This window comes from Jiangella ureilytica (genome assembly GCF_004348545.1).
Classification (GTDB): Bacteria; Actinomycetota; Actinomycetes; order Jiangellales; family Jiangellaceae; genus Jiangella; species Jiangella ureilytica.
Genome location: NZ_SMKL01000034.1, coordinates 1 through 23,972 on the forward strand (window position 1 = coordinate 1; position 23,972 = coordinate 23,972).

A 23,972-nucleotide genomic window follows, 5' to 3' on the forward strand; every position below is an offset into this window, starting at 1 on the left:
GCCCGCCCCCGGATGACGGGAAGCCTCCGGCCCCCAGTCGCTGCCGGCGTGCACGGCACTCCACGGGTCAGCTCTTCGACTCGCCCTCGGCGTCGGAGAGGACGACTCTCGCGACCTCGCGCATGGACGTGCGCTTGTCCATGGCGGCCTTCTGGATCCACCGGAACGCGTCGGGCTCGCTCAGCCCGTATCTCGTCTGCAGGATGCCCTTGGCGCGGTCGACCAGCTTGCGCGTCTCGAGACGGTCGTTGAGGTCGGCGACCTCGTTCTCGAGCTGGGTGATCTCTTCGTGTCGCGACAGCGCCATCTCGATGGCCGGCACCAGGTCGGCTTTGCTGAACGGCTTCACCAGGTAGGCCATGGCGCCGGCCTCGCGGGCCCGCTCGACGAGGTCACGCTGGGAGAAGGCGGTGAGGATGAGGACGGGAGCGATGCGCTGCTCGACGATGCGGGCGGCGGCCGAGATGCCGTCGAGTACCGGCATCTTCACGTCCATGACGACGAGGTCGGGGCGGTGCTCCTCGGCCAGCCGGACGGCACTGGCGCCGTCGGCGGCCTCTCCCACCACCTCATAGCCCTCTTCACCCAGCATCTCGATGAGATCGAGGCGGATGAGCGACTCGTCCTCGGCCACGAGGACACGTCGGGCGGGCGCGGCTGGCGTAGGCGTTTCGGTCACCCGGGAAGCCTACTCGGCGCATGTTACGGATGAGGGTAGGCTGGGCCCCTGTCGCCGCGGACCGAGCGTGAGCGAGCGGCCCGGTAGGCAAATTGGCAAAGCCGGCGCACTCAAAATGCGTTGTTTGCGGGTTCGAGTCCCGCCCGGGCTACCCGTCGAACCGTCCTTCTACGATGGCGCACGGACGCGGGCCGGGCAGGCCGTTCTGGCAGTTCCGGGCCGCCGCGACGCGGACCGATCTGGGCGGCGGCATCGGGCTGGCGGCATACCCGCTACCCCCGTCTCGCTGACCGACGACCCGGCCGCGGTCGCGGCGGCGGGTGCCGCGGCGACGCTGCCGTGGCTGCTGACCGGGCTGCTCGCCGGCTCGCCGGCCGACCGCCTCATCGGCTCGTCGCCGGCACCGCGAGGTCCTGCTGGGCAGCGTCGCCGTCACCGCCGTGACACCCCCCTGCTGCCGACGAGTGACGAGCACCCCTTGCGGATACCCCTCCCCCGTATCTAGAGTACCCCTACGGGGTAGCAGTAACCGACGAGCAACGGGAGCCGGACCGATGACGAGCACACTGCAGGTCGAGATCGCCGCCGCGACGGTTGCCGAGACCGAGGAGCTGACGGCCATGGTGCGCACCGCCCGCGCGTATGACGGCGCGTACCGCGTCATGGTCGCGAACCAGACCATCGACGCCGCCTACATCGGGCGGCACCTGACCCGGGTCGCGCACGGGCCGGACGGCCGGATCCTCGGGTTCGCCAGCCTGCAGGTGCCCGGGCGCGGCGGGCCGGGCGAGGGCGAGCTCGACTTCATGTTCGTCGCCGACGACGCGCAGGGGCTCGGCATCGGCCGGCTGCTGATCGACGACGTCGTCGCCCACGCCCGCGCGCAGGGCCTCGTCCGCGTCCACATCGTCTCGCACCCGCCGTCGGCGGGGTTCTACCGGCGCTGCGGGGCGCGCGACGTCGCCGTCATCGCCCCGTACGGGCGCATCGGCTGGAGCCGTCCGCACCTGGTCCTCGACCTCGAGGACTGACCGCCCGGCTCAGGCCTCCAGCTGTGGCCTCGACGCGGCCTTCTTGAGCTGCCGGCGACGGCGCCAGCCCGGCCGCCGCACGCTGATGCTGCCCATGTTCAGGGTCCCGGCGACGGTGACGACGGCGCGCGGCGAGGCCGGCCGCTCCGGCACCTTGACGTCGACGCTGGAGAAGCGCGGCTCGACGTCGACGTCGACGGCGACGTCCTCGGGAACGACCAGGCGCAGCGAGCCGGCCGACACCTCGATGTCGATGCGGCAGCCGCCCGCGGTGAAGATCGCCTCGGTGAAGTCGAGCGTCACCGAGGACATCGACGACTGGACGGTCAGCTGCGCCGGCACGTCCCACCGGCCGACCCGCTGCACGGACGAGCCGTCGGCTCTGATGACGGCGTCGGGCACCGGACGCGCGGAGACGCCGTCGTCACCGAGATCGGCGACGACGGCGTCGAGGTCACCGCGCGTGCGCGCGGCGAGGGCGGAGCCCAGCCGGTCGTCCAGTTCGTCGAGTCCGAGCCGGCCGTCGGCGGCGGCCGCGCGGATGCGCTCGGCCACCTGCTCACGCTCCGCGTCGGAGACGCGTTGCAGGGCGCTGCGCCGGTCGGCGTCGTCATCGGCCATGGCCGCGATCCTACGACCGCGCCCGGCCCGGCGGCGGCGCCCCCACGCTCGGCGGCGGCGCCCGCAACGCGTACCCGGGCGGACCGTCAGCGGTCCTCGCGGAACTCCACGTGCCGGCCGGCGAGCGGGTCGTACTTGCGCAGGACCAGCCGGTCGGGGTCGTTGCGGCGGTTCTTCCGGGTGACGTAGGTGTACCCGGTGCCGGCCGTCGACCGGAGCTTCACGACCGGACGGAGATCGGTGCGCGCCATGTCTGTCCTTCCTCTGAGCTGCGAGCCGTCATCAACCCTGGCGGGCCTTGAGCCGCGGGTCGTTCTTGTTGATCACGAACAGCCGGCCGCGACGGCGGACCAGCTGCGAACCGGGCCGGTTCTTCAGCGACCTGAGCGAGTTGCGGACCTTCATGGCGCCTCCTCTGACGAGAACTGTTCTCATAACCGCGACGGCGGCGCGGTTGTTCCCGTCGGCGGTGCCACGGACAGAGCGCGTTTGACCCTCCTCGGAGGGGCCGGTAACGTACCCCACCCCTAGCGACGCCTCCGTCGGTAGCGGGTGGGGCACCTGCCCGCCCGTTCGATGGAGGCTCTTTCGTGTCCACGCCCTCTCCGCTGCGCCACCGCGACTTCCGCCTGCTCCTCGCCGGCCAGGCGACGAGCCAGTTCGGCGCCCAGATCAGCGGCATCGCGATCCCGCTGCTCGCCGTCCTCACGCTCGGCGCCTCGGCGTTGGAGGCCGGGCTGCTGGCGGCGTCGTCGACCCTCGCGTTCGCCGTCATCGGGTTGCCGGCCGGCGCCTGGATCGACCGCTGCCGGCGGCGGCCGGTGCTGATCGCCGCCGACCTCGCGCGGGCGCTGCTGCTCGCCACCATCCCGCTCGCGGCCGTCCTGGGGGTGCTGACGGTGCCGCAGCTGATCGCCGTCGCCCTGCTGACCGGGGTCGCGCGGGTCTTCTTCGACGTCGGCTACCAGAGCTACCTGCCCGCGGTCATCGGCCGCGACCGGGTGCTGGCCGGCAACTCGGCGATGGAGACGGTGCGCGCGTCCGGCCAGTTCGCCGGGCCCGGCCTGGGCGGCTGGCTGACCGGTCTGCTCGGAGGCGCCGCCGTGGTGGCGGTGCAGGTGGTGACGTTCCTGGTGTCGGCGGCCGCGCTGGCCGCGATCCGCACGCCCGAACCCGCACCGGCGCCCGTCCCGGGGCGAGTCGGGCGGGGCCGGCTGCGGGCCGAGATCCGCGCCGGCCTCGCGTTCGTCCGCCGCACCCCGGCGCTGCGCGCGACCGCCGCGGCGAGCGCCCTGTCGAACTTCTGCTTCGCGGTGGCGGCCGCGGTCTCGGTGATCTTCATGGCCCGGACGCTGGATCTGTCGCCGGCGGCCATCGGGCTCGCCGTCGCGGCCGGGTCCGCGACCGTCCTGGCCGGCGCGGCCGCGACCCCCTGGCTGTCGCGGCGGGCCGGGTCGGCCCGGATCTGCTGGCTGGCACTCGCGGTGACGGGCCCGTTCGGCCTGCTGGTGCCGCTGGCCGAGCCCGGCTGGACGGCGATCGCCTTCCTCGTCGCCGGCCTGGGCGCCGGCGAGCTCGGCCAGATCGTCTACGCGATCGCCAGCGTGAGCCTGCGCCAGCAGATCACCCCGGACGAGCTGCTCGGCCGGGTCAACGCGACCATGCGGGTGCTGATCATGGGCGCGTTCCCGCTGGGCGGCGTGGTGGGCGGCCTGCTCGGCGAGCTGGCCGGGCCGCGGGCGACGCTGTGGGTGTGCGGCGCGCTGACGCTGCTCGCGCCGCTCCCGCTCTGGTGGGCGCTGCGCGGGGTCCGCGACGTCGAGCAGCTGCTGCCGGGCTGAGCGAAAACCGCGCGCGCACGACGGTGCGAGATTGCTACCGTCGGCCCCATGCCGCAACGCGCGCAGCTGACGACGACGCCGGAGACCGTCCCGGCGCGCTGACAGCTGTCCACCGACGTCCGGGGCGAGTGCCCCGGGCGTCGCCGCGTGGTCACTCGCCCTCACTCATGAGGAGACCACGATGCACGACCACCGCAGGCTAGGCCGCGAGCTGGACCTGTTCGACACCGATCCGCTCATCGGCGCCGGGCTGCCGTACTGGCTGCCCGGCGGCGCCGCCGTCCGCCATGCGCTCGAGCAGTACGTCCACGCCGTCGAGCGCAGGGCCGGCTACCGGCACGTGAACTCGCCCGTCCTCGGCAAACGGGAGCTGTTCGAGCTCTCCGGCCATTGGTCGCACTACAGCGACGACATGTTCCCACCCATGGACGTGGGCGGCGAGCAGCTCGTGCTGCGGCCGAGCCTGTGCCCGCACCACGCGCTGATCTATCGCTCGCGCGGACACTCGTACCGCGAGCTGCCGCTGCGCATCGCCGAGCTGGGCGGCATGTACCGCTCGGAGCTGTCCGGCGTGCTCGGCGGGCTGACCCGGGTGCGGGCCATCCAGCTCAACGACGCGCACGTCTTCTGCGCCGAGGAGCAGGCGGCGGACGAGGCGGCCGCGGCGCTCGCGCTGATCAGGGCCGCGCACGCGGCCATGGGCATCCGGCCCGCGCGGCTGCGGCTGTCGCTGCCCGGCGCCGGCGGCACGTACGCCGGCGCACCGGCGGCCTGGCAGCGGGCCACCGAGCTGCTGGCCGACGTGCTGGAACGGTCCGGCGAGAAGTACGAGGCCGAGGAGGGCGAGGCGGCGTTCTACGGCCCCAAGATCGACGTGCAGATCACCGACGGCGCCGGGCGCGAGTCGACCCTGTCCACCGTCCAGATCGACTTCCACCAGCCCGAGCGCTTCGGCCTCGAGTACGTGGGGGCCGACGGCGCCAGGCACCGGCCGGTCATGGTGCACCGCAGCGTCATCGGCAGCCTGGAGCGTGCGGTCGCACACCTCATCGAGGTGCACGGCGGCGCCTTCCCGCCCTGGCTGGCGCCGGTGCAGGTGGTGGTGCTGCCGGTCGCGGCGGCGCAGGAGGCCGCGGCGCACGCCGTCGTCGAGCGCTGCCTGGACGCCGGGCTGCGAGCCGAGGTCGCCGCGCCCGGACAGGGCAGCCTGGGCGCCCGCATCCGCGCCGCCCGGCTGGTCCCGTACGCCGCCGTCGTCGGAGCCCAGGAGGCCGACGGCGACGGGGTCGCCCTGAGGCTGCGGGACGGACGGCGGCTCGACCCGCTGCCGGCGGCCGAGGCCGTGGCCCGCATCTGCGCCCGGGTGGCCGCCCACGCCGCCGACCTCTGGTGACGACGCCGCCGGACTCGCCCGGACCGCTGTCGATCATGGAGAAGGTCGGGTTCCCCGTGTTCCGGAGGCCGCCCTTCGCCATGATCAACTCGGGTCGAGGGGCAGGGCGTCGGCGAGGACGCGCTCGCCGGGCGGCGTGAACGCGGCCAGCAGAGTGGCGGTGATGGCGCTTGGCGCGGCGGTGGCGGCGAGCCGGCCCGCGCCGAGCTCGTCGGCCGCCCCGTGCACGACGGTGTAGAAGACCGCGACCAGCCAGTCGGCGGGCAGGTCGGAGCGGAACCCGCCGTCGGCCCGGCCGCGCTCGAGCAGCGCCCGGACGCGCCGCAAGGGGCTCTCGTGCAGCTCGCGGATCCGCTCCGGCGGCAGCGCGCGCTGCGCGGCGACCAGCAGCATGCGCGACTCGTCGACGACCTGCCAGCTGGACTCGACCAGCCGGGCCAGCGCCTGGCGGGCGTCGCCATCCAGGTCGACGGCGTCGAGCGTCTCGTGCGCGCGGGTCATCGCGCGGACGAACACGGCGTCGACCAGCTCGGTGCGCGAGCTGAAGTGCCCGTAGAGCGTGACCCGCCCGACCCCGGCCGCCGCGGCGATGTCCGAGACGCTCGCATCGGGGTCGCGGACCAGGCAGGCCGCGGCGGCGTCGAGGATCGCGGCGACGTTGCGCTGCGCATCGGCGCGGCGGCCCGTCGTGACCGGCATCGCGTGCTCCCGTCTTGTCGAACAGCCGTGTTCGAGTTACTGTATCGCGTAGAAGTCGAACACAGTTGTTCAGGTTAGGGAGTCATCGATGGACGCCGATACGACGCGTGCCGCCGGCCGCTGGCGGCTCCTCGCCCTTCTGGGCGTCGCCCAGTTCATGCTGGTGCTGGACGTGACGGTGGTGGCGGTGGCCCTGCCCGACATCGGCACCGATCTCGGCCTCGGCCGCACGGCGCTGACCTGGGTCGTCTCGGCGTACACGCTGATGTTCGGCGGCCTGCTGCTGCTCGGCGGGCGGTTGGCCGACCTCGTCGGCGCACGCCGCGTCGTGCTCGCGGGGCTGGCGTTGTTCACGACGGCCTCGCTGGTCAGCGGGGTGGCGTGGAACGCGGAGTCGCTGATCGGCGGCCGGATCAGCCAGGGCGCCGCCGCCGCGCTGCTCTCCCCTGCCGCACTGTCGATCGTCGCGACGACGTTCCACGGCGCGGAGCGGAACCGGGCGCTCGGCGTGTGGTCCGCGCTGGGTGGCGCCGGCTCCGCGGCCGGCGTGCTGGTCGGCGGGCTGCTCACGGCCGGGCCGGGCTGGTCGTGGATCTTCTACGTCAATGTGCCGGTCGGCGTGGCGGTGCTCGCACTGCTGCGGCGGGCACTGCCGGTCCCGGCTCCGGCCGGGCCCGGCCGCACGAGGCGGCCGCGGCTCGACCTGCCGGGCGCCCTGCTGGTGACGGCCGGCACCGCGGCGTTGATCTACGGCTTGGTCAACGCCGGCGACGACGGCTGGACGGCTTCCTCGACGGTGGCGCCGGTCGCCGCCGCGGCCGTCCTGTACACCGGATTCGTCCTGCTGCAGCGGCGGCTGCGGGCGCCGCTGATCGACCCGTGGCTGCTCACCCGGCGGCCGATGCTGGCCGGCGTGTTGCTGATGCTGGTCGCGACCGGGCTGCTGATCTCGTCGTTCTTCCTCGGCTCGTTCCTCCTGCAGCACGGGCGCGGGTACGGCGCGCTGACCACCGGCCTGCTGTTCCTGCCGGTGGCGGTCGCGACGGCGGCCGGTGCGCACGCGGGCGGGCGGGCCGTGGGCCGGCTGGGCCCGCGCCCGGTCGCCACCGTCGCACTGGCCGTGGCCGCCGCCGGGGCGACCCTCGCCGCCGTCGCGACCACCCTGGCCGACCCGAGCATCGGCACGGCGGCGCTGGTCACCGGCATGGGCGTCACCGCGGCCGGGCTCGGCGCCGGCTTCGTCACCGCCACCACGAGCGCCCTCGCGCACGTCGACCATCATGACGCCGGGCTGGCATCGGGCATCGTGAGCACGTTCCACGAGTTCGGCGCCGCCCTCGGTGTGGCCGTCGCCTCGAGCGTCGCCGCCGCGGACCTCGCGCCCGGCGCCGGCGGCACGGATGGGTTCACCGCCGCGTACACCGCCGGTGCCGTCGCCGCTGCCACCGCCGCCGTCCTGGCGCTGCTCCTGATCCCGGCCGGCCGCCCGGACCACGCCGCGCTTCCGGTGCACTGACCGCTCCCACCCGCGGTCGATCGTGGAGAAGGCGGGCGGGCCTACGGGAGGTTGCGGGCGATGGCGTCGCGGGCCAGCCGCAGCACGGCGGCCCGGCCGGGAACGCCGCCCGGAGGCGCGTCGGCGGGTGGCGCGCCGGGCGGCCGGGCCAGCGGGGCATCGGGCGCGCGGTCGGCGGCGGCGTCGAGGATCGCCGCCGGGCCGCCGTCGCCGAGCCGGCGCAGCAGGTCGGCGAGGTTGCGCACCGTCACCCACAGCCGAGTCCAGGTGCCGGTGCGGGCGAGGTAGTCGATCACCTCGCGGTAGCCCTCGAGCGCGTCGCGCAGGCGGCCGGCGTCGGCGCGGGCGGTCAGCAGGCCGATCGACGCGAGGCCGGCGCCGGCCGTGGCGCCCGACGCCCGGAACCCGGCGATCGCCGCGGCGTAGTGCTCCTCGGCCCGCTCCCACTCCCCCGCCGCGTTGGCGATCTCCGCCTCGAGGTAGGCCGTGAACGCTCGCGCGCTCGGCGAACCGGCGGCGTGCGCCATGGGCTTGGCCAGCGCCCTGGCGCGGTCGTCGTCGCCGTCGTACAGGGCGGCCAGGGCGGCGATGCCGTACGCCGTCGCCGGCCAGGGGTCCGACGCGGCCGCGGTGAGGGCGTGGCCGACGGCGTCGGCGAACCGGCCGTCCGCGAGCTCGGCCGACGCCAGCGTCGTCAGGCAGCTCCGCGCCGCCCGCGACCCGGCCGGCGCCAGCCCGAGCCCGGCCCGGGCCAGCCGCTGTGCCCGCACCCGGTCGCCGGCCTGGTGAGCACCATGGGCGACGACGGCGACGACGTCCGCACGCGCCGGGTGGGACGCGACGACGAGGTCGGCGGCCAGGTGCTCGGCCCAGGCGCGCAGCTCGGTGATATCGCGCCACGCCGACGCCTCGAACAACCCGGTGACCAGCGCGGCAGCTGCCTCCATCTCGTCCGGCCGGCGGGCCAGCGCCCACGCGGCCCGCAGGTTCGGCAGCTCGCGGCGCAGGACGGCGTCGGCAGCCGGCTCGTCCTCGGAGGTGACGGCGGCGTCGATCCAGGCGACCGTGTCGAGCGCCGAGCGCAGCAGTCGCCGGTCCGCCGCCTCCTCCTCGCCGGCGGCCGCCAGCCGGTCGCGGCCGAACGCGCGCAACGGCTCGGGCAGCCGGTATCGCCGCGGCCGCTCGGGCCCGGCGACCAGCAGCGCCGCGTCATCCAGCCGGGCGAGCGCGGCGGCCGGGTCGTCGAGCCCGAGGCCGGTCCCGACCCGTTCGGCGGTCGGCAGGTCGACGCCGTCGGGGAACACCGCGAGGTGCCGGAACAGCCGCCGCTCGTCGTCGCCGAGCAGAGCGTAGGCCCACTCGACGATGTCGCCGGCCGTCCGCTGCCGCTCGTCCAGCCGAGCCCGCAGCTCGGCCGGCGCGAACGTGGTCAGCCGGCCGGCCGCCAGCTCGATCGCCAGGGGCACGCCGTCGAGGGCGCGCACGATGTCGGCGACCAGCGGGAGGTCCTCGTCGCCGACGGTGCCGAGCCCGGCCCGTCCGCCCCGCGTCGCCCGGTCGAGGAAGAGCGCCACCGACGGCACGGAGCGCACGCCGTCGCCCTCGGCGGGCCCGCCGGGCGGGACCGGTAGCGGCGCCAGGGGCGCCAGGCACTCCACGTTCACGCCGAGCGGCTCGCGGCTGGTCGCCAGCACCGTCAGCTCCGGGCAGCCGGCCAGCAGGGTCGCGACGGTGTCGCGGGCGGCGTCGAGCAGGTGCTCGCAGTCGTCGACCACCACCAGCCCCGGCGCGGTCGCGAGCACCGCGACGCACGCGGCCAGCACGTCGCCGTGCACGACGTCGAGCCCGATCGCGCCGGCCAGCGCGTACGGTACCGCCGCAGGAGACGTGACGGCCGCCAGCGGCAGCAGCGCCACGGCGCCCGCCCGGTGCGCCACCTCGACGGCCAGCCGGGTCTTCCCCACCCCGCCGGCGCCCACCAGCGTCACCAGCCGCTCGGTCGCGAGCAGCCGCTCGACGGCGGCCAGCTGCGCCTCGCGGCCGTACAGCGGGCCGGGCGGGCGGGCGGTCACCGGCGGGTCCGCGCCGGGGTGCACCGGATGCTCGGCGACTCGCGTGCGCCGTTCTCGCGGCGCCCGCCCCGTCAGCGACCCGCCCGCCACGGCCCGCTCGAGGTCGCCCAGCTCCGGCGACGGGTCCAGCCCGGCCTCCTCGGCGAGCCGGCGGCGGAACGCGCGCCCGGCCGCCAGCGCGTCGGCCCGCCGGCCGGCGGCGGCGAGGGCGCGCACGTGCAGCCGGGCGGCCGGCTCGCGCAGCGGGTCGGCCGCCAGCAGGTCGCCGGCCAGGACGATCGCCTCGGCTGCGGACGCGGCGTCGCCGGCCGCACCGGCGTCGGCCAGGCACCCGGCCAGCGCCTCGGTGACGTCGCGACGCAGCAGGTCGAGGCCGGCGGCGGCGCTTGCGAGCGGCTCGACGGCGGCCAGCTCCGCCAGCGCCGGGCCGCGCCACAGCGCCAGCGCGGTCCGCAGCAGCTCGACGGCGGCGGCCGGCTCGTCGGTGGTGGCGCGGGCCCGGGCCAGCAGGGTGCGGGCGCGGACGTGGTCGAGCTCGCCGTCGGCCAGCCGCAGCCGGTACCCGTCGTCGAGCGTCTCGAGTCGCGCGGCCGCGGGACCGAGATGTCCGCGCAGCCGAGACAGGTGGTGGTGCAGGGCAGCCCGGCCGGACTCGGGCGGCTCGTCCGGCCAGAGCACGTCGAGCAGGTGGTCGGCGGTGACGGCGCGGCCCTCGGCCAGCGCGAGGACGGCGAGGACGGCCCGCCGCTCCGGCCCGGGCACCGCGACGTCGTCGCCGCCGACGGCCAGCCGGACCGGCCCCAGGAGCCGCACCCGCACGGTCGAGTCCATGACACCCCCCGCCCCAGCATGCCGCTCCGGGGCGGGGTCCGCCAGGGTCCGGCCGGCGACTACGCGCGGGCGGCGACGAAGTAGGGGCGCCCCCGCGTGTCTCCTGTTGGTCTGGCCGCCGGCGGTTCACGCGTGGCGTGGCGACCGGTCCGGCTGGAGTCCGGCCCGCCGGTCGCTGGCGCCGGACCCCGTGATCATCGGCGGTCACTGGCGGCCCGGCGCCAGCGATCACCGTTGATCACGGAGAAGGAAGGGTCACCAGAGCTCCGGAAGCCGCTCTTCGCCATGATCAACAGTGCGTGGCCGGCGCGAACCCCGCCACAGCCGAACCGGTCGCCGACACCACCCACGAAGCCGTCAGCGGCCAGCGCGACCCAAGGCACGGCGGGCTGGGCCGGGGCCTTTCTGCGGACGAGGCCCTGGTGCTGTGGAAGGTGAGGGCGGCGGCGCGGGTCACGTCAAGCGCCCCACCACAGCAGCGACCCGGCCCTAAGGCGCGCGGGCTCGAGGCGCGCCGCCGCGCCCGCGAGGTCGATCATGTCGGTCCCCCTCGCCCGTGACCACGACCTTCCGCGGGTCCTACACGTCCACGAACTGGGCACCACCACGCCGGACCCATACGAGGACAGCCGGAACGCGGCGAGAGTCGGCAGCGCTACTTCGACTGCGGCAGCTTGACCGAGCCGCGGCGCGGAGCGCCGGCCGACGGCGGCGGGACGACGGGGCCGATGTCGCCGTCGGGGGCCTCGTCGAGGTCGACGATGACCGGGGCGTGGTCGCTGGGGCCGGTGCCCTTGCGCGCGTGCCGGTCGACCCACGCGGCGGCCACCCGCCCGGCCACCGCGGAGCTGGCCAGCACGAGGTCGATGCGCATGCCGAGGTCCTTGTGGAACATGCCGGCGCGGTAGTCCCAGTACGTGAACACCCGCTCGGACGGCCAGCGGTCGCGGACGACGTCGTGCAGGCCGGCGGACTGCAGGTCGGCCAGCGCGGCCCGCTCGGGCGGGGTGACGTGGGTCTGCCCGATGTAGGCGTCGGGGTCGAAGACGTCGGCGTCGGCGGGGGCGATGTTCATGTCGCCGCAGACCATGACGGAGTCGGGCCCGGCCTCGACCTGGGCGCGCAGGGCCGCGAGCCATTGCAGCTTGTAGGCGTAGTGCTCGGAGTCGGGCTCGCGGCCGTTGGGCACGTAGACCGAGTGCACCCGCACGCCCCCGCAGGTGGCCGAGACGGCCCGCGCCTCCTGGTGCGGGAACCCCGGCCCGCCCGGCAGCCCGGTGACGACGTCGTCGAGACCGACCCGCGAGAACAGCGCGACGCCGTTCCAGCGCGCCTCGCCGTGGTAGGCCGCCTGGTAGCCGCGCTTCTCGAGCTCGGCGCCCAGCAGCCCCTCGATGGCGTCGTCGGCGAGCTTGGTCTCCTGCAGGCAGACGACGTCGGGGCGGCGCTGGTCGAGCCAGGGCAGCAGCCGGGGCATGCGCTGCTTGACGGAGTTGACGTTCCACGTGGCGACTCTCACCGCACCTACCGTAGCCGCGTCCGCTGACACCGGCGAAGACGGTGCGCAGGGTCGTCGTCCTCACCGACCTCCAGCAGGCCGTGCACATCGAGCTCGATCGCGACGCCGAGCCCGCGTGCGAGCCGGAAGGGCGCTACACGGCGGCCGAGTGACCGACGGGCGGCGACGGCGTCAGCGGTGCTGCAGGGCGAGCCGCAGCCCGAAGCCGACCAGCACGACCCCCGTCACCCGGTCGGCCACGCGCGCGAAGCGCGAGCGCCCGAGGGTGCGCGCCATGAATCCGGCCCCGGCGATGACGAACGCGAACCAGGCCATTCCGATGAGGTTGTGCACGACCGCGAGCAGAATGCCCATCAGCAGCGGCGAGGTGCCCTCGGGAATGAACTGCGGAATGGTCGCGACATAGAACACCCCGATCTTCGGATTGAGAATGTTCGTCCCGAGTCCGGTGAGCCACGAGACCCACAGCGACCCGCGCTCGGGCACATCCGCCGCCTCCAACGGGTCGTCGGAGGCAGGCCGCCGCCGCAGGCTCGTCCACAACAGGTGCGCGCCGAGCCCGACCAGGTATACCGCGCCGGCGAGCGTGAGCAGCCGGTACGCCGTCTCGGACGCGACCAGCAGCGCCGACGCCCCGACCGCGGCGGCGACGCCCCAGGCCAGGCAGCCGGCGCCGACGCCCAGCGCGGCGGCGACGGCGTGCCCGCGGCCCCGGCTGACGGCGGCGCGGAGCACCAGGGCGGTGTCGAGCCCGGGAATGACGGTGAGGAGGGCGGCTACGACGGAGAACGAGAGCAGCGCCTGTCCGATGGTCACGGACCAGCCTAACCCGGGGCGAATCCACCACCAGCGACCGGCGCGATCTTACTCGCCGTCACAACGACGAACAAGACTGTTCATGATCGATTGTTTCGGCTACGGTCCGAATCGGTGCTGCAGCATTCCCGAACCCAGAGAATCGAGGCCGCCATGAACCACCAGGCCCCTCTCCAGCACATCGCGACGTTCTGCGGCAATTGCGACTGCGGTTGCCCGGACCTCTTCCTGGACCAGAACGCTCCCCCGGAGCGCAGAGTCGTCATCACCGACGACTTCGGCCAGCGCGTGCAGATGAGCCTGGCGCAGTTCCGCACCATCGTCGAGTCGGCCAAGGAGGGCCGGCTCGACGAGGTGCTGCGGCCGGCCAACGCCTGAACGTCGGCCGGCCGCACCCTCGGCGAAGCGTCAGTGGTACGCCGGCGCGACCTTGCCGACGGCGTCGCCGATGCGGTGCACCCGCATGGCGTTGGTCGAGCCGGGGATGCCGGGAGGCGAGCCCGCCACGATGATGACGAGGTCGCCGCGGCGGCAGCGCTCCTGCTCGAGCAGCATGCGGTCGACCTGCTTGACCATCTCGTCGGTGTGGTCGACGTGCTCGGCGGTGAACGCCTCGATGCCCCACGACAGCGCCAGCTGGTGCCGGGTGGCGCTCAGCGGGCTGAACGCCAGCAGCGGGATGTCGGGACGCAGCCGGGCCATCCGGCGGGCGGAGTCGCCGCTCTGGGTGAACGCGACCAGGTACTTCGCGCCCAGCAGGGCACCGGTCTCGACCGCGGCCTTGGTGATGGCGCCGCCCTTGGTGCGCGGCTGCGTGCCCAGCGGCGGGATGCGCTCGAGGCCGTGCTCCTCGACCGTCTCGACGATCTTCGCCATGGTGGTGACGGTCTCGATGGGATAGGCCCCGACGCTGGTCTCGCCGGACAGCATGACGGCGTCGGCGCCGTCGAGGACGGCGTTGGCGACGTCGGAGGTCTCGGCGCGGGTGGGCCGTGGGTTGGTGATCATGGAGTCGAGCATCTGGGTGGCGACGATGACCGGCTTGGCCCGGCGCCGGCACAGCTCGACGGCGCGTTTCTGCACCAGCGGGACGTCCCACAGGGGCAGCTCGACGCCGAGGTCGCCGCGGGCGACCATGACGCCGTCGAACGCGTCGACGATCTCGGCGAGGTTCTCGACCGCCTGCGGCTTCTCGACCTTGGCGATGACCGGCAGCCGGACGCCCTCTTCGGCCATGATGCGGTGGACGTCGTCGACGTCGGCGGCGGACCGGACGAACGACAGCGCGATCATGTCGGCGCCGATGCGCAGCCCCCACCGCAGGTCTTCGATGTCCTTCTCGGACAGCGCCGGCACGCTGACGGCGGTGCCGGGCAGGTTGAGGCCCTTGTGGTTGGAGACCTTGCCGCCGATGACGACCGTGGTGACGACGTCGGTGTCGGTGACCTCGGTGACCTCGAGCGCCAGGCGGCCGTCGTCGATCAGCACGGAGTCGCCCGCCGTCACGTCGCCGGGCAGGCCCTTGTACGTGGTGGACGCACGCTCGGCCGTGCCCTCGACGTCGTCGACGGTGATGGTGAAGGTCTGGCCGACCTCGAGCTCCGCCGAACCGCCGGCGAACTCGCCCAGCCGGATCTTCGGGCCCTGGAGGTCGACGAGGACGCCCACGTTGCGCTCAGCCTCGGTGGCCGCCTTGCGCACCCTGAGGTACCGCTCCTCGTGTTCCGCGTGGCTCCCGTGACTGAGGTTGAACCGCGCGACGTCCATGCCGACGTCGATCAGTTCCCGCAGCCGCTCCGGCGAGTCGGTCGCTGGACCAAGAGTGCAAACAATCTTCGCTCTACGCACGTCCGCCAACACTAGTCGTCATCGGGCTCACACCGCGAGCGGACGGTCGGTGGGCGAGACCGGCGACGGGAGCCGGTCGACTCCGGTCAGCTTCCGGTCGACGGCGGCAGCCACCGACCGGCCCTCGGCGATGGCCCACACGATGAGGGACTGGCCGCGGCCGGCGTCGCCGGCCACGAAGACGCCCGGGACCGTGGTCTCGAACGACTCGTCGCGCACGATGTTGCCCCGCGCGTCGAGGTCGACGCCGAGCTGCTCGACCAGCGCCGACTTCTCGGGTCCGACGAACCCCATGGCCAGCAGGACGAGGTCGGCGGGCAGGTCGCGCTCGGTGCCCGGCACCGGCTCGAAGCCCGACGACGTCCGCTCGACCTCGACCAGCCGCAGCGCCGTCACCCGGCCGTCGTCGCCGGTGAACTCCAGCGTGGAGACGGCGTAGACGCGTTCGCCGCCCTCCTCGTGGGCGCTGGACGTGCGCAGCATGAGCGGCCAGGTGGGCCACGGCGTGGACGCGTGCCGGGTGCCCGGGGGCTCCGGCATGATCTCGAGCTGCGTCACCGACGCCGCGCCCTGCCGGTGGGCGGTGCCCAGGCAGTCGGCGCCGGTGTCGCCGCCGCCGATGATGACGACGTGCTTGCCCTCGGCCGTGATCTGCCCGGGGACGGTCTCGCCCTGGGCGACGCGGTTGGCCTGCGGCAGGTACTCCATGGCCTGGTGGACGCCGTCGAGCTCGCGCCCGGGGATCGGCAGGTCGCGCCAGTCCGTGGCGCCCACGGCCAGCACGACCGCGTCGTAGCGGGCCTGCAGCTCCTTGCCGGTGATGGTCGCCCCGACCTCGACACCGGTGCGGAAGATGGTGCCCTCGGCCCGCATCTGGTCGAGCCGCCGGTCGAGGTGCCTCTTCTCCATCTTGAACTCGGGGATGCCGTAGCGCAGCAGCCCGCCGGCGCGGTCGGCCCGCTCGTAGACGGCGACGGTGTGCCCCGCGCGGGTCAGCTGCTGGGCGACGGCGAGGCCGGCCGGTCCGGAGCCGATGACGGCCACCGTCCGGTCGGTCAGCCGCTCCGGCGGCAGCGGCGCCACCCAGCCCTCGTCGAACGCCTTGTCGATGATCGACACTTCGACGTTCTTAATGGTGACGGCGTCGTCGGCGATGGCGACCACGCAGGCCGCCTCGCACGGCGCCGGGCACAGCCGCCCGGTGAACTCGGGGAAGTTGTTCGTGGCGTGCAACCGCTCGGCCGCCACCTTCCAGTCGTCGCGCCAGACGAGGTCGTTCCACTCCGGGATCAGGTTCCCCAGCGGGCAGCCGTGGTGGCAGAACGGGATGCCGCAGTCCATGCAGCGCCCGGCCTGCTCGACGATGATCGGCAGCAGGGTGCGGCCGATGCCCGGTGCGGGGTAGACCTCGTTCCAGTCGCGCAGCCGCTCCTCGACCGGCCGCGCCTTGGCCACCTGGCGCGGGGTCTTCAGGAAGCCTCGTGGGTCAGCCATGCGCCGCCTCCATGATCGCGACGTCGACATCGCGTCCATCGCGCTCGGCGGCGGCCTTGGCGGCGAGCACTCGCTTGTAGTCCGTGGGCATGATGAGCGAGAACCGGGCCTGGGCCAGCGCCCAGTCGGCCAGCAGCTCCTCGGCGACGGCCGAGCCGGTCTCGTCGCGGTATTTCTGGATGATGGCGTACAGCCGCGTCAGCGCGCCGGCGTCGGGCGTCTCGACCTCGACCATCTCGGGGTTCACCAGGCTGGTGTCGAGGTCGAGGACGAATGCCGTCCCACCGGACATGCCGGCCGCGATGTTGCGGCCGGTGCGGCCCAGGATGACGACGGTGCCGCCGGTCATGTACTCGAGCGCGTGGTCGCCGACGCCCTCGACGACGGCGGTGACGCCGGAGTTGCGGACGCAGAACCGCTCGCCCACCAGGCCGCGGACGAACAGCTCGCCGCCGGTGGCGCCGTAGGCGGCGACGTTGCCGGCGATGATGTTCTCTTCGGCCGCGAACGGTGCGGAGCGGTCCGGCCGGACGACGACGCGGCCGCCCGACAGCCCTTTGGCGAGGTAGTCGTTGACGTCGCCCTCGAGCCGGAGCGTGACGCCGGCCGGCAGGAACGCGCCGAACGACTGCCCGGCCGAGCCGGTGAACGTGACGTCGATGGTGTCGTCGGGCAGGCCCGTGCCGTCGGTGCGCTTGGTCACCTCGTGGCCGAGCATGGTGCCGACGGTGCGGTTGACGTTGCGCACCTCGAGCTGCATGCGCACCGGCTCGCCGTGCTCGAGCGCGTCGGTGGCCAGGGCGATGAGCTGGTTGTCCAGCGCCTTCTCGAGGCCGTGGTCCTGGCCGACGACCTGGCGGCGGGCGGCGCCGTCGGGGAGGTCGGGCACGTGCAGGATCGGTGAGAGGTCGAGCCCGGCGGCCTTCCAGTGGTCGACGGCGGCCTCGGTGTCGAGCAGGTCGGCGCGGCCGATGGCCTCGTCGAGGCTGCGGAAGCCCAGCTCGGCCAGGTACTCGCGGACCTCCTCGGCGATGTACTCGAAGAAGTTGACGACGAACTCGGGCCGGCCGGTGAACTTCTTGCGCAGCTCCGGGTTCTGCGTCGCGACGCCGACGGGGCAGGTGTCGAGGTGGCAGACCCGCATCATGATGCAGCCCGACACGACCAGCGGCGCCGTCGCGAACCCGTACTCCTCGGCACCCAGCAGCGCGGCGACGATGACGTCGCGGCCGGTCTTGAGCTGGCCGTCGGTCTGCACGACGATGCGGTCGCGCAGCCCGTTGAGCAGCAGCGTCTGCTGCGTCTCGGCCAGGCCCAGCTCCCACGGGCCGCCGGCGTGCTTGAGGCTGGTCAGCGGGGCGGCGCCGGTGCCGCCGTCGTGACCGGAGATGAGCACGACGTCGGCGTGCGCCTTCGAGACGCCCGCGGCGACCGTCCCGACCCCCACCTCGGCGACGAGCTTCACGTGGATGCGCGCCGCCGGGTTGGCGTTCTTGAGGTCGTGGATGAGCTGCTTGAGGTCCTCGATGGAGTAGATGTCGTGGTGCGGCGGCGGCGAGATGAGGCCGACGCCCGGGGTGGAGTGCCGCGTGCGGGCCACCCACGGGTACACCTTGTGGCCGGGCAGCTGGCCGCCCTCGCCGGGCTTCGCGCCCTGCGCCATCTTGATCTGGATGTCGTCGGCGTTGCTCAGGTAGTCGGACGTGACGCCGAACCGGCCGCTGGCCACCTGCTTGATGGCGCTGCGCCGCTCGGGGTCGTGCAGGCGGTCGGTGTCCTCGCCGCCTTCGCCGGTGTTCGACTTCGCGCCGAGGCGGTTCATCGCGACGGCCAGCGTCTCGTGCGCCTCCTTGCTGATGGAGCCGTACGACATGGCGCCGGTGGAGAACCGCCGGACGATCGCCTCGACCGGCTCGACCTCGTCGAGCGGGACGGGCGGGCGCTCGCCGGTCTTGAGCGTGAACAGCCCCCGCAGCGTCATGATGCGCTGCGACTGCTCGTTGACCCGCTCGGTGTACTGCTTGAAGACGTCGTAGCGGCCCGCGCGCGTGGAGTGCTGCAGCCGGAAGACGGTCTCGGGGTCGAACAGGTGCGGCTCGCCCTCGCGGCGCCACTGGTACTCGCCGCCCACCTCGAGCTTGCGGTGCCGGGTGGCGCTGCCGCCGCGCGGGTAGGCCCGGGCGTGGCGACGGCGGACCTCTTCGGCGACGACGTCGAGGCCGATGCCGCCGAGTCGCGACGTGGTGCCGGTGAAGTACCGGTCGACGACGTCCTTGGCCAGGCCGACCGCCTCGAAGATCTGCGCGCCGGTGTAGGACGCGACCGTCGAGACGCCCATCTTGCTCATGACCTTGAGCACGCCCTTGCCGAGCGCCTTGATGAGGTTGGCGACGGCCTTCTCGGGGCTGATGTCGGGCAGCAGGGTGCCCTGGCGGACGAGGTCCTCGACACTCTCCATGGCGAGGTACGGGTTCACCGCGCCCGCGCCGTAGCCGATGAGCAGCGCGACGTGGTGCACCTCGCGGACGTCGCCGGCCTCGACGACCAGGCCGACCTTGGTACGGCTCTTCTCGCGGATCAGGTGGTGGTGCACCGCCGACGTGAGCAACAGCGACGGGATCGGGGCCAGCGTGGTGTCGGAGTGGCGGTCGGACAGCACGATGATGCGGGCGCCGGCCTCGATGGCCTTCGACGCCTCGGCGCAGATCTCCGCCAGCCGCCGGCCGAGCTCGGCGCCGCCGCCGGAGACGTCGTAGAGCCCCCGGATGACGTGCGTGGCGTACCCGGGCAGGTTGCCGTCGCGGTTGATGTGGATGATCTTGGCGAGTTGGTCGTTGTCGATGACCGGGAACGGCAGCACCAGCTGGCGGCACGAGGCCGGGCCGGGGTCGAGCAGGTTGCCCTCGGGGCCGATGGTGCCGGCCAGCGACGTGACCAGCTCTTCGCGGATGGCGTCGAGCGGCGGGTTCGTGACCTGCGCGAACAACTGCGAGAAGTAGTCGAACAGCAGCCGCGGCCGGTTCGACAGCGCCGCGATGGGCGTATCGGTGCCCATTGATCCGATCGGCTCCGCCCCGGCATTGGCCATGGGCGCGATCAGCAGCCGCAGCTCCTCCTCGGTGTAGCCGAAGGTCTGCTGCCGGCGGGTGACGCTGGCGTGGGTGTGCACGACGTGCTCGCGCTGCGGCAGGTCGCCGAGGCGGATGAGGCCGGCGTGCAGCCACTCGCCGTACGGCTCGCCCGCGGCGAGGTCGTCCATGACCTCGTCGTCGTCCATGACCTTGTGGCCGGCGACGTCGACGAGGAACATGCGGCCCGGCTCGAGCCGGCCCTTGCGCACGACGGTGGCCGGGTCGAGATCGAGCACCCCGGCCTCGGACGCCAGCACGACGAGGCCGTCGTCGGTGATCCAGTAGCGGCCCGGGCGCAGGCCGTTGCGGTCGAGCAGCGCGCCGACCAGGCTGCCGTCGGTGAAGACGACCGCGGCCGGGCCGTCCCACGGCTCCATGATCGTGCTGTGGAACTCGAAGAAGTCGCGCCGCGACTTCGAGATGCCCTGGTGGTTCTCCCACGCCTCGGGGATCATCATGCGCACCGCGTGCGGCAGGCTCCGCCCGCCCAGGTGCAGCAGCTCGAGCACCTCGTCGAAGCTGGCGGAGTCGCTGCCGTCGGGCGCGACGATGGGGTACAGCCGCGCGAGGTCGCCGCCGATGACGTCGCTCTCGAGCTGTGACTCGCGGGCGCGCATCCAGTTGCGGTTGCCCTGGACGGTGTTGATCTCGCCGTTGTGCGCGACGAAGCGGTACGGGTGCGCCAGCGGCCAGCTCGGGAACGTGTTCGTCGAGAACCGCGAGTGCACGACGGCGATGGCGGAGGCCAGCCGCTCGTCGGACAGGTCCGGGAAGAACGGCTCCAGCTGGCCGGTGGTCAGCATGCCCTTGTAGACGATGGTGCGCGACGACAGGCTCGGGAAGTACGCCCCTGCGGTGCGCTCGAGCCGCTTGCGCAGGGCGAACGTCTTGCGGTCCAGCTCGATGCCGCTCAGCTGGTACCCGTGTGCGTCGGCGACGAAGAGCTGGCGGATGCGCGGCAGTGTCGAACGCGCCGTCGCCCCCAGCAGGCCCGGCGTGGTGGGCACCTCGCGCCAGGCGAGGACCGTGAGCCCCTCCTCGGCGGCGATGCGCGCGGTGTCCTCGACGATGCGCGCGTTCTGCGCATCGTCGTCGGGGATGAAGGCCAGCCCGGTGGCGTAGTGCCCCGCGGCGGGCAGCTCGACGCCGGCGACCGCCCGGCAGAACGCGTCGGGGACCTGGAGCAGGATGCCGGCGCCGTCGCCGGAGTCGGGCTCGGCGCCCGAGGCGCCCCGGTGGTCGAGGTTGCTCAGGGCGGTCAGCCCGCGATCGACGATCGCGCGGCTGGCCACGCCGTCGAGCGTGGCCACGAAGGCCACCCCGCAGGCGTCGTGTTCGAACTTCGGGTCGTACAGGCCCTGAGGGTCGGGCGTGAGGCGCATGGCACTCCCGTCGTCGCAGACTGGCGGCGGGTGCAGGGACGGCGCTGGCCCGTGCTTGAGTTTCGTGGAGATTACAACACTTCGGCCGTTGTGTGTTGTCGCGTCTCTCCATGATATCGGCGACGGCGTTCTCCGGCGCGCGGAGGAATCACCGGTTGATCATCGGATTCTCCGCCGATGGCCGGTCGTCGCCGCAGATCGTGAGCTCGGAAGACTGTCGGACCGGGACAAATACGTTGACGTCCACGGACTCGTGAAGGGCGCCACGCCGGGCGTGGCGTCAGCGGTTCGTGGCCGTTTCGTGACGTAACCCGGCGCTTCCTTGCGGCCGGCGACCACCCCGGCCGCCCCCAGCTCCCGTTGATCTTGGAGATACCGCGGGATCAATCGGGCGAACCGGACCACGATCCCGCATTTACTCCAAGATCAACTCGGGCTCGGGCGCGGGCGGGCGGTGCTGGTGATGATGCGTCGCCGACGGGGTCAGCCGCCGGAGGAGGGGGTGTTGGTCGAGTCGTCGGCCGGTGGCGCCTCTGCGGGCGGGGTGGCCTTCTTGGCGGGCGCCTTCTTCGCCGGGGGCGCCTCGGCGGGCGGGGTGGCCTTCTTGGCGGGCGCCTTCTTCGCCGCGGGCGCCTTCTTGGCCGTGCCGGTCGACGCCGCCGTGGTGGTGCCGGCCGCCGTCTTCTTCGCCGGCGCCTTCTTCGTGGTGGTCTTCTGGGCCGCGGCGGTCGTGGAGGCGGGGTCCGCGGCGCCGGCCGCCGTCTTCGCCGGCGCCTTCGTGGCCGGGGCCTTCTTGGCCGCCGACGTGCTCGCGGTCGTGGTGCTGGCGGCCGTCTCGGTGGCGGCGGTGGCCGTGGCCTCGGTGGCCGTGGCCTTCGTGGCCGAAGCCTTCTTCGCCGCGGCCTTCTTCGCCACAGGAGCGGCCGCCTCGCCCGCGGGCTTCTCCCCGGCCGGCTTCTCCCCCGCCGGCTTCTCGTCCGCCGCCGGCTTCTCGTCCGCCGCCGGCTCGTCACCCTCGGCGGGCTTCTCGTCAGCGGCGGGCTTCTTCGCGCCCTCGGCAATGGCCGTGGTGCCGGGAGCCGCCTTCGTCGCCGTCGTCTTCTTGGTGGCGACCGCGAGGCCGCCCTTCTCCCCCGCCTCGGCGCTCTCGCCGTCGCCGTCGTCGGGGAGGGTGAGCGGGGCGTCGTCGTCCTTCGCCTTGTCGTCGCCGAACGGGTCGGGCTGGTCGTAGAAGCCGCGCAGCGACTCGGGGTCCTCGCGGCCGGGGTGCCTCTTGAGCGACCAGAAGTAGAACGCGAGCGCCGCCACGAAGATCAGCCCGGACACCCAGAGGTTGACCCGCAGGCCGAACACCTCGTTCGCGGGATCGATGCGCAGGTACTCCCAGAAGACGCGCCCCAGCGTGTAGCCGGCGACGTACAGCGCGAACAGCCGGCCGAATCCGATGGCGTAGCGCTTGTCGAGCCACATCAGCAGGAACGCCAGGCCCAGCGCCCACAGCGACTCGTAGAGGAACGTCGGGTGGAACGTGGTGACGTCGGCGTAGCCGGCCGGCCGGTTGACGGGGTCGATCTCGAGACCCCACGGGAGGTCCGTCGGCCGGCCGAAGAGCTCCTGGTTGAACCAGTTGCCCCACCGGCCGACGGCCTGGGCGATGAGGATGCCGGGCGCGAGGGCGTCGGCCATGGCCGCGAACGGGACGCCGCGCCGGCGGCAGGCGATCCACACGCCCAGGCCGCCCACGGCGATGGCGCCCCAGATGCCCAGGCCGCCCTCCCAGATGCGCAGCGCCTGCCAGGGGTCGCGGCCCTCGCGGAAGTAGAGCTGGTTGTCGGTGATGACGTGGTACAGCCGTCCGCCGATGATGCCGAACGGCACCGCCCACACCGCGACGTCGGCGACCACGCCGGCCTCGCCGCCGCGGGCGAGCCAGCGCTTGTTGCCGAGCCAGATCGCCAGCACGATGCCGGCCATGATGCACAGGGCATAGGCCCTCAACTCGAAGCCGCCGATGTCCCAGGAACCGCTGCCGGGGCTGGGGATGGAGGCGGGCAGCACCATGGCCGGAGTCGCGATCACAGGCGAACCGTACCGGACCGGTCGAAGCAGTACCTCATCGTGGTGTGCACCATTTCACTAGGCGCCTGACTGCAGGGCAACTGGCCGCGTTCACCGGGCGGCGACCGCTGCGCGCGGGGCCACTGATCGCAGTCACTGCGTGGCGGACGGGTTCGGCGTCTCGGCCGCGGGCGGGGTGGCCGGCGGGGTGGCCGGAGCCGTCGCGCTGGCGTCGGGAGCCGGCGTGGCGAGGCTGCCACCGGCGGCGACGGTGGCGACGGCGGCCTGGATGCCCTCGGGCGTCCACTGGCTGGCGTCGAGCAGCTCACCGTTGACGAACACCGTCGGGGTGCCCTCGACCTGGTGCTCGCGGGCCGTCTCGGGCACCGCGGCCGCCCAGTCCTCGAACTCGTCGTCGCGGACGCAGCTCTCGTAGTCGCCGCCGATGCCGACCTGCTCGCCGAGGTCGACCAGCGAGCTGGTGGACCACTGGGTGCCCTGGGCGGCGAACGCCGCGTCCTTGAACTCCGAGCCCATGCCCTCTTGCGAGGCGCAGGCGAAGGCGTTGTTGGCCCGCCGGGAGTACACGCCGCCGGTGTAGTCGAGCGGGTGGTAGACGATGTTCGCCTCGCCGGAGTCGACCAGCTGCTGGATCGCCGCGCTGTTGGCCGCCTCGAAGTCGCGGCAGTGCGGGCAGAGGAAGTCCATCCAGTAGTCGATGGTCACCGGTGCCGAGGCCTCGCCGCTGAGGACGCCCTGGCCGTCGCCGTCGATCTGAAGGCCGTTGCCGGTGCCCGCGGCGTCGGGAACGGCGACCGGGCCGTCGTCGCCGCCGCGGCTGGCTGCCACGGCCACCGCGATGATCGCGACCGCGACCACGATGGCCACCGCGACGCCGTAGCGCATCATCCGCTCGCGCCGCTTCTCTTGGCGCGCCTGCTCCTCGCGCATCGCCTTGACACGCTCGCGGGCCTCGGCCTTCTTGCTACTCATCGCTGGGCTTCCTTCGACACGAGTGGGTTCACGGGGATTGACGAGGGT

17 protein-coding genes, 1 tRNA gene and 2 pseudogenes are annotated in these 23,972 nt (G+C 73.6%); 7 read left to right on the forward strand and 13 right to left on the reverse strand.

The window, feature by feature from the left end:
- Nucleotides 1-67: 67 nt before the first annotated feature.
- On the reverse strand, nt 68-679 hold the full coding sequence (locus E1212_RS15950) for an ANTAR domain-containing response regulator (RefSeq protein WP_238992364.1): 612 nt from the start codon (nt 677-679) through the stop codon (nt 68-70).
- A 77-nt stretch (nt 680-756) separates the two neighbouring features.
- Here E1212_RS15950 and E1212_RS15955 point away from each other — a divergent pair.
- The 3 genes and pseudogenes from E1212_RS15955 (at nt 757) to E1212_RS15960 (ending at nt 1,710) form a co-directional block, all read left to right on the forward strand.
- Nucleotides 757-830, forward strand: a tRNA-Leu gene (locus E1212_RS15955).
- Between the two features lie 22 nt (nt 831-852).
- A pseudogene (locus tag E1212_RS31115) lies at nt 853-1,061 on the forward strand (MFS transporter); the annotation flags it as partial.
- 172 nt (nt 1,062-1,233) lie between these two features.
- The gene (locus E1212_RS15960; protein ID WP_131984168.1) at nt 1,234-1,710 is read left to right on the forward strand and encodes a GNAT family N-acetyltransferase; all 477 of its coding nucleotides are present in this window, start codon (nt 1,234-1,236) and stop codon (nt 1,708-1,710) included.
- 9 nt (nt 1,711-1,719) lie between these two features.
- On the opposite strand, the gene E1212_RS15965 is transcribed toward E1212_RS15960, so the two are convergent.
- The 3 genes from E1212_RS15965 to ykgO form a co-directional block, all read right to left on the reverse strand.
- The gene (locus tag E1212_RS15965; protein ID WP_131984170.1) at nt 1,720-2,331 is read right to left on the reverse strand and encodes a DUF1707 SHOCT-like domain-containing protein; all 612 of its coding nucleotides are present in this window, start codon (nt 2,329-2,331) and stop codon (nt 1,720-1,722) included.
- Between the two features lie 86 nt (nt 2,332-2,417).
- Nucleotides 2,418-2,582, reverse strand: a complete 165-nt coding sequence (gene rpmG, locus E1212_RS15970; RefSeq protein WP_131984172.1) for a 50S ribosomal protein L33 — start codon at nt 2,580-2,582, stop codon at nt 2,418-2,420.
- A gap of 31 nt (nt 2,583-2,613) precedes the next feature.
- Nucleotides 2,614-2,736 carry a type B 50S ribosomal protein L36 gene (gene ykgO / locus E1212_RS15975; protein ID WP_131984174.1) on the reverse strand — a complete coding sequence of 41 codons (123 nt, stop codon included), beginning with the start codon at nt 2,734-2,736 and terminating at the stop codon, nt 2,614-2,616.
- A 185-nt stretch (nt 2,737-2,921) separates the two neighbouring features.
- On the opposite strand from ykgO, the gene E1212_RS15980 reads away from it, so the two are divergent.
- The gene (locus E1212_RS15980; RefSeq protein ID WP_131984176.1) at nt 2,922-4,172 is read left to right on the forward strand and encodes an MFS transporter; all 1,251 of its coding nucleotides are present in this window, start codon (nt 2,922-2,924) and stop codon (nt 4,170-4,172) included.
- A gap of 181 nt (nt 4,173-4,353) precedes the next feature.
- Complete coding sequence (gene thrS / locus E1212_RS15985; RefSeq protein ID WP_131984178.1) at nt 4,354-5,565, forward strand: threonine--tRNA ligase; 1,212 nt, start codon at nt 4,354-4,356, stop codon at nt 5,563-5,565.
- 84 nt (nt 5,566-5,649) lie between these two features.
- On the opposite strand, the gene E1212_RS15990 is transcribed toward thrS, so the two are convergent.
- Entirely contained in the window at nt 5,650-6,264 is a 615-nt protein-coding gene (locus tag E1212_RS15990; protein WP_131984180.1) for a TetR/AcrR family transcriptional regulator, read from the reverse strand.
- Nucleotides 6,265-6,352: 88 nt separating this feature from the next.
- On the opposite strand from E1212_RS15990, the gene E1212_RS15995 reads away from it, so the two are divergent.
- Nucleotides 6,353-7,780 (forward strand): MFS transporter, encoded by a 1,428-nt coding sequence (locus tag E1212_RS15995; protein WP_131984181.1) that lies wholly within the window; start codon nt 6,353-6,355, stop codon nt 7,778-7,780.
- Nucleotides 7,781-7,821: 41 nt separating this feature from the next.
- Here the strand turns inward: E1212_RS15995 and E1212_RS16000 are convergent, their stop codons facing one another.
- The 3 genes from E1212_RS16000 to E1212_RS16010 all read right to left on the reverse strand — a co-directional run bounded on the left by E1212_RS16000 (nt 7,822) and on the right by E1212_RS16010 (nt 13,018).
- Entirely contained in the window at nt 7,822-10,683 is a 2,862-nt protein-coding gene (locus E1212_RS16000; protein WP_131984183.1) for an AfsR/SARP family transcriptional regulator, read from the reverse strand.
- Nucleotides 10,684-11,338: 655 nt separating this feature from the next.
- Nucleotides 11,339-12,202 carry an exodeoxyribonuclease III gene (locus E1212_RS16005; RefSeq protein ID WP_131984185.1) on the reverse strand — a complete coding sequence of 288 codons (864 nt, stop codon included), beginning with the start codon at nt 12,200-12,202 and terminating at the stop codon, nt 11,339-11,341.
- Nucleotides 12,203-12,373: 171 nt separating this feature from the next.
- Nucleotides 12,374-13,018 (reverse strand): LysE family translocator, encoded by a 645-nt coding sequence (locus E1212_RS16010; protein ID WP_131984187.1) that lies wholly within the window; start codon nt 13,016-13,018, stop codon nt 12,374-12,376.
- A gap of 153 nt (nt 13,019-13,171) precedes the next feature.
- Between E1212_RS16010 and E1212_RS16015 the strand changes: the two genes are divergently transcribed.
- Nucleotides 13,172-13,396, forward strand: a complete 225-nt coding sequence (locus E1212_RS16015; protein ID WP_131984189.1) for a hypothetical protein — start codon at nt 13,172-13,174, stop codon at nt 13,394-13,396.
- Between the two features lie 30 nt (nt 13,397-13,426).
- On the opposite strand, the gene pyk is transcribed toward E1212_RS16015, so the two are convergent.
- The 5 genes and pseudogenes from pyk to E1212_RS16040 all read right to left on the reverse strand — a co-directional run bounded on the left by pyk (nt 13,427) and on the right by E1212_RS16040 (nt 23,924).
- Nucleotides 13,427-14,866, reverse strand: a complete 1,440-nt coding sequence (pyk, locus tag E1212_RS16020) for a pyruvate kinase (RefSeq protein ID WP_131984191.1) — start codon at nt 14,864-14,866, stop codon at nt 13,427-13,429.
- Between the two features lie 27 nt (nt 14,867-14,893).
- Nucleotides 14,894-16,360, reverse strand: a complete 1,467-nt coding sequence (locus tag E1212_RS16025) for a glutamate synthase subunit beta (RefSeq protein WP_131984193.1) — start codon at nt 16,358-16,360, stop codon at nt 14,894-14,896.
- Complete coding sequence (gene gltB / locus E1212_RS16030) at nt 16,353-20,873, reverse strand: glutamate synthase large subunit (RefSeq protein WP_131984195.1); 4,521 nt, start codon at nt 20,871-20,873, stop codon at nt 16,353-16,355. Before gltB ends, E1212_RS16025 begins: the two co-directional genes overlap by 8 nt.
- A 1,023-nt stretch (nt 20,874-21,896) precedes the next feature.
- Nucleotides 21,897-22,934, reverse strand: a pseudogene (lgt, locus tag E1212_RS16035) (prolipoprotein diacylglyceryl transferase); the annotation flags it as partial.
- A 150-nt stretch (nt 22,935-23,084) separates the two neighbouring features.
- Nucleotides 23,085-23,924, reverse strand: coding sequence for a DsbA family protein (locus E1212_RS16040; RefSeq protein WP_131984197.1), 840 nt, complete (start codon nt 23,922-23,924; stop codon nt 23,085-23,087).
- Between the last annotated feature and the right edge of the window lie 48 nt (nt 23,925-23,972).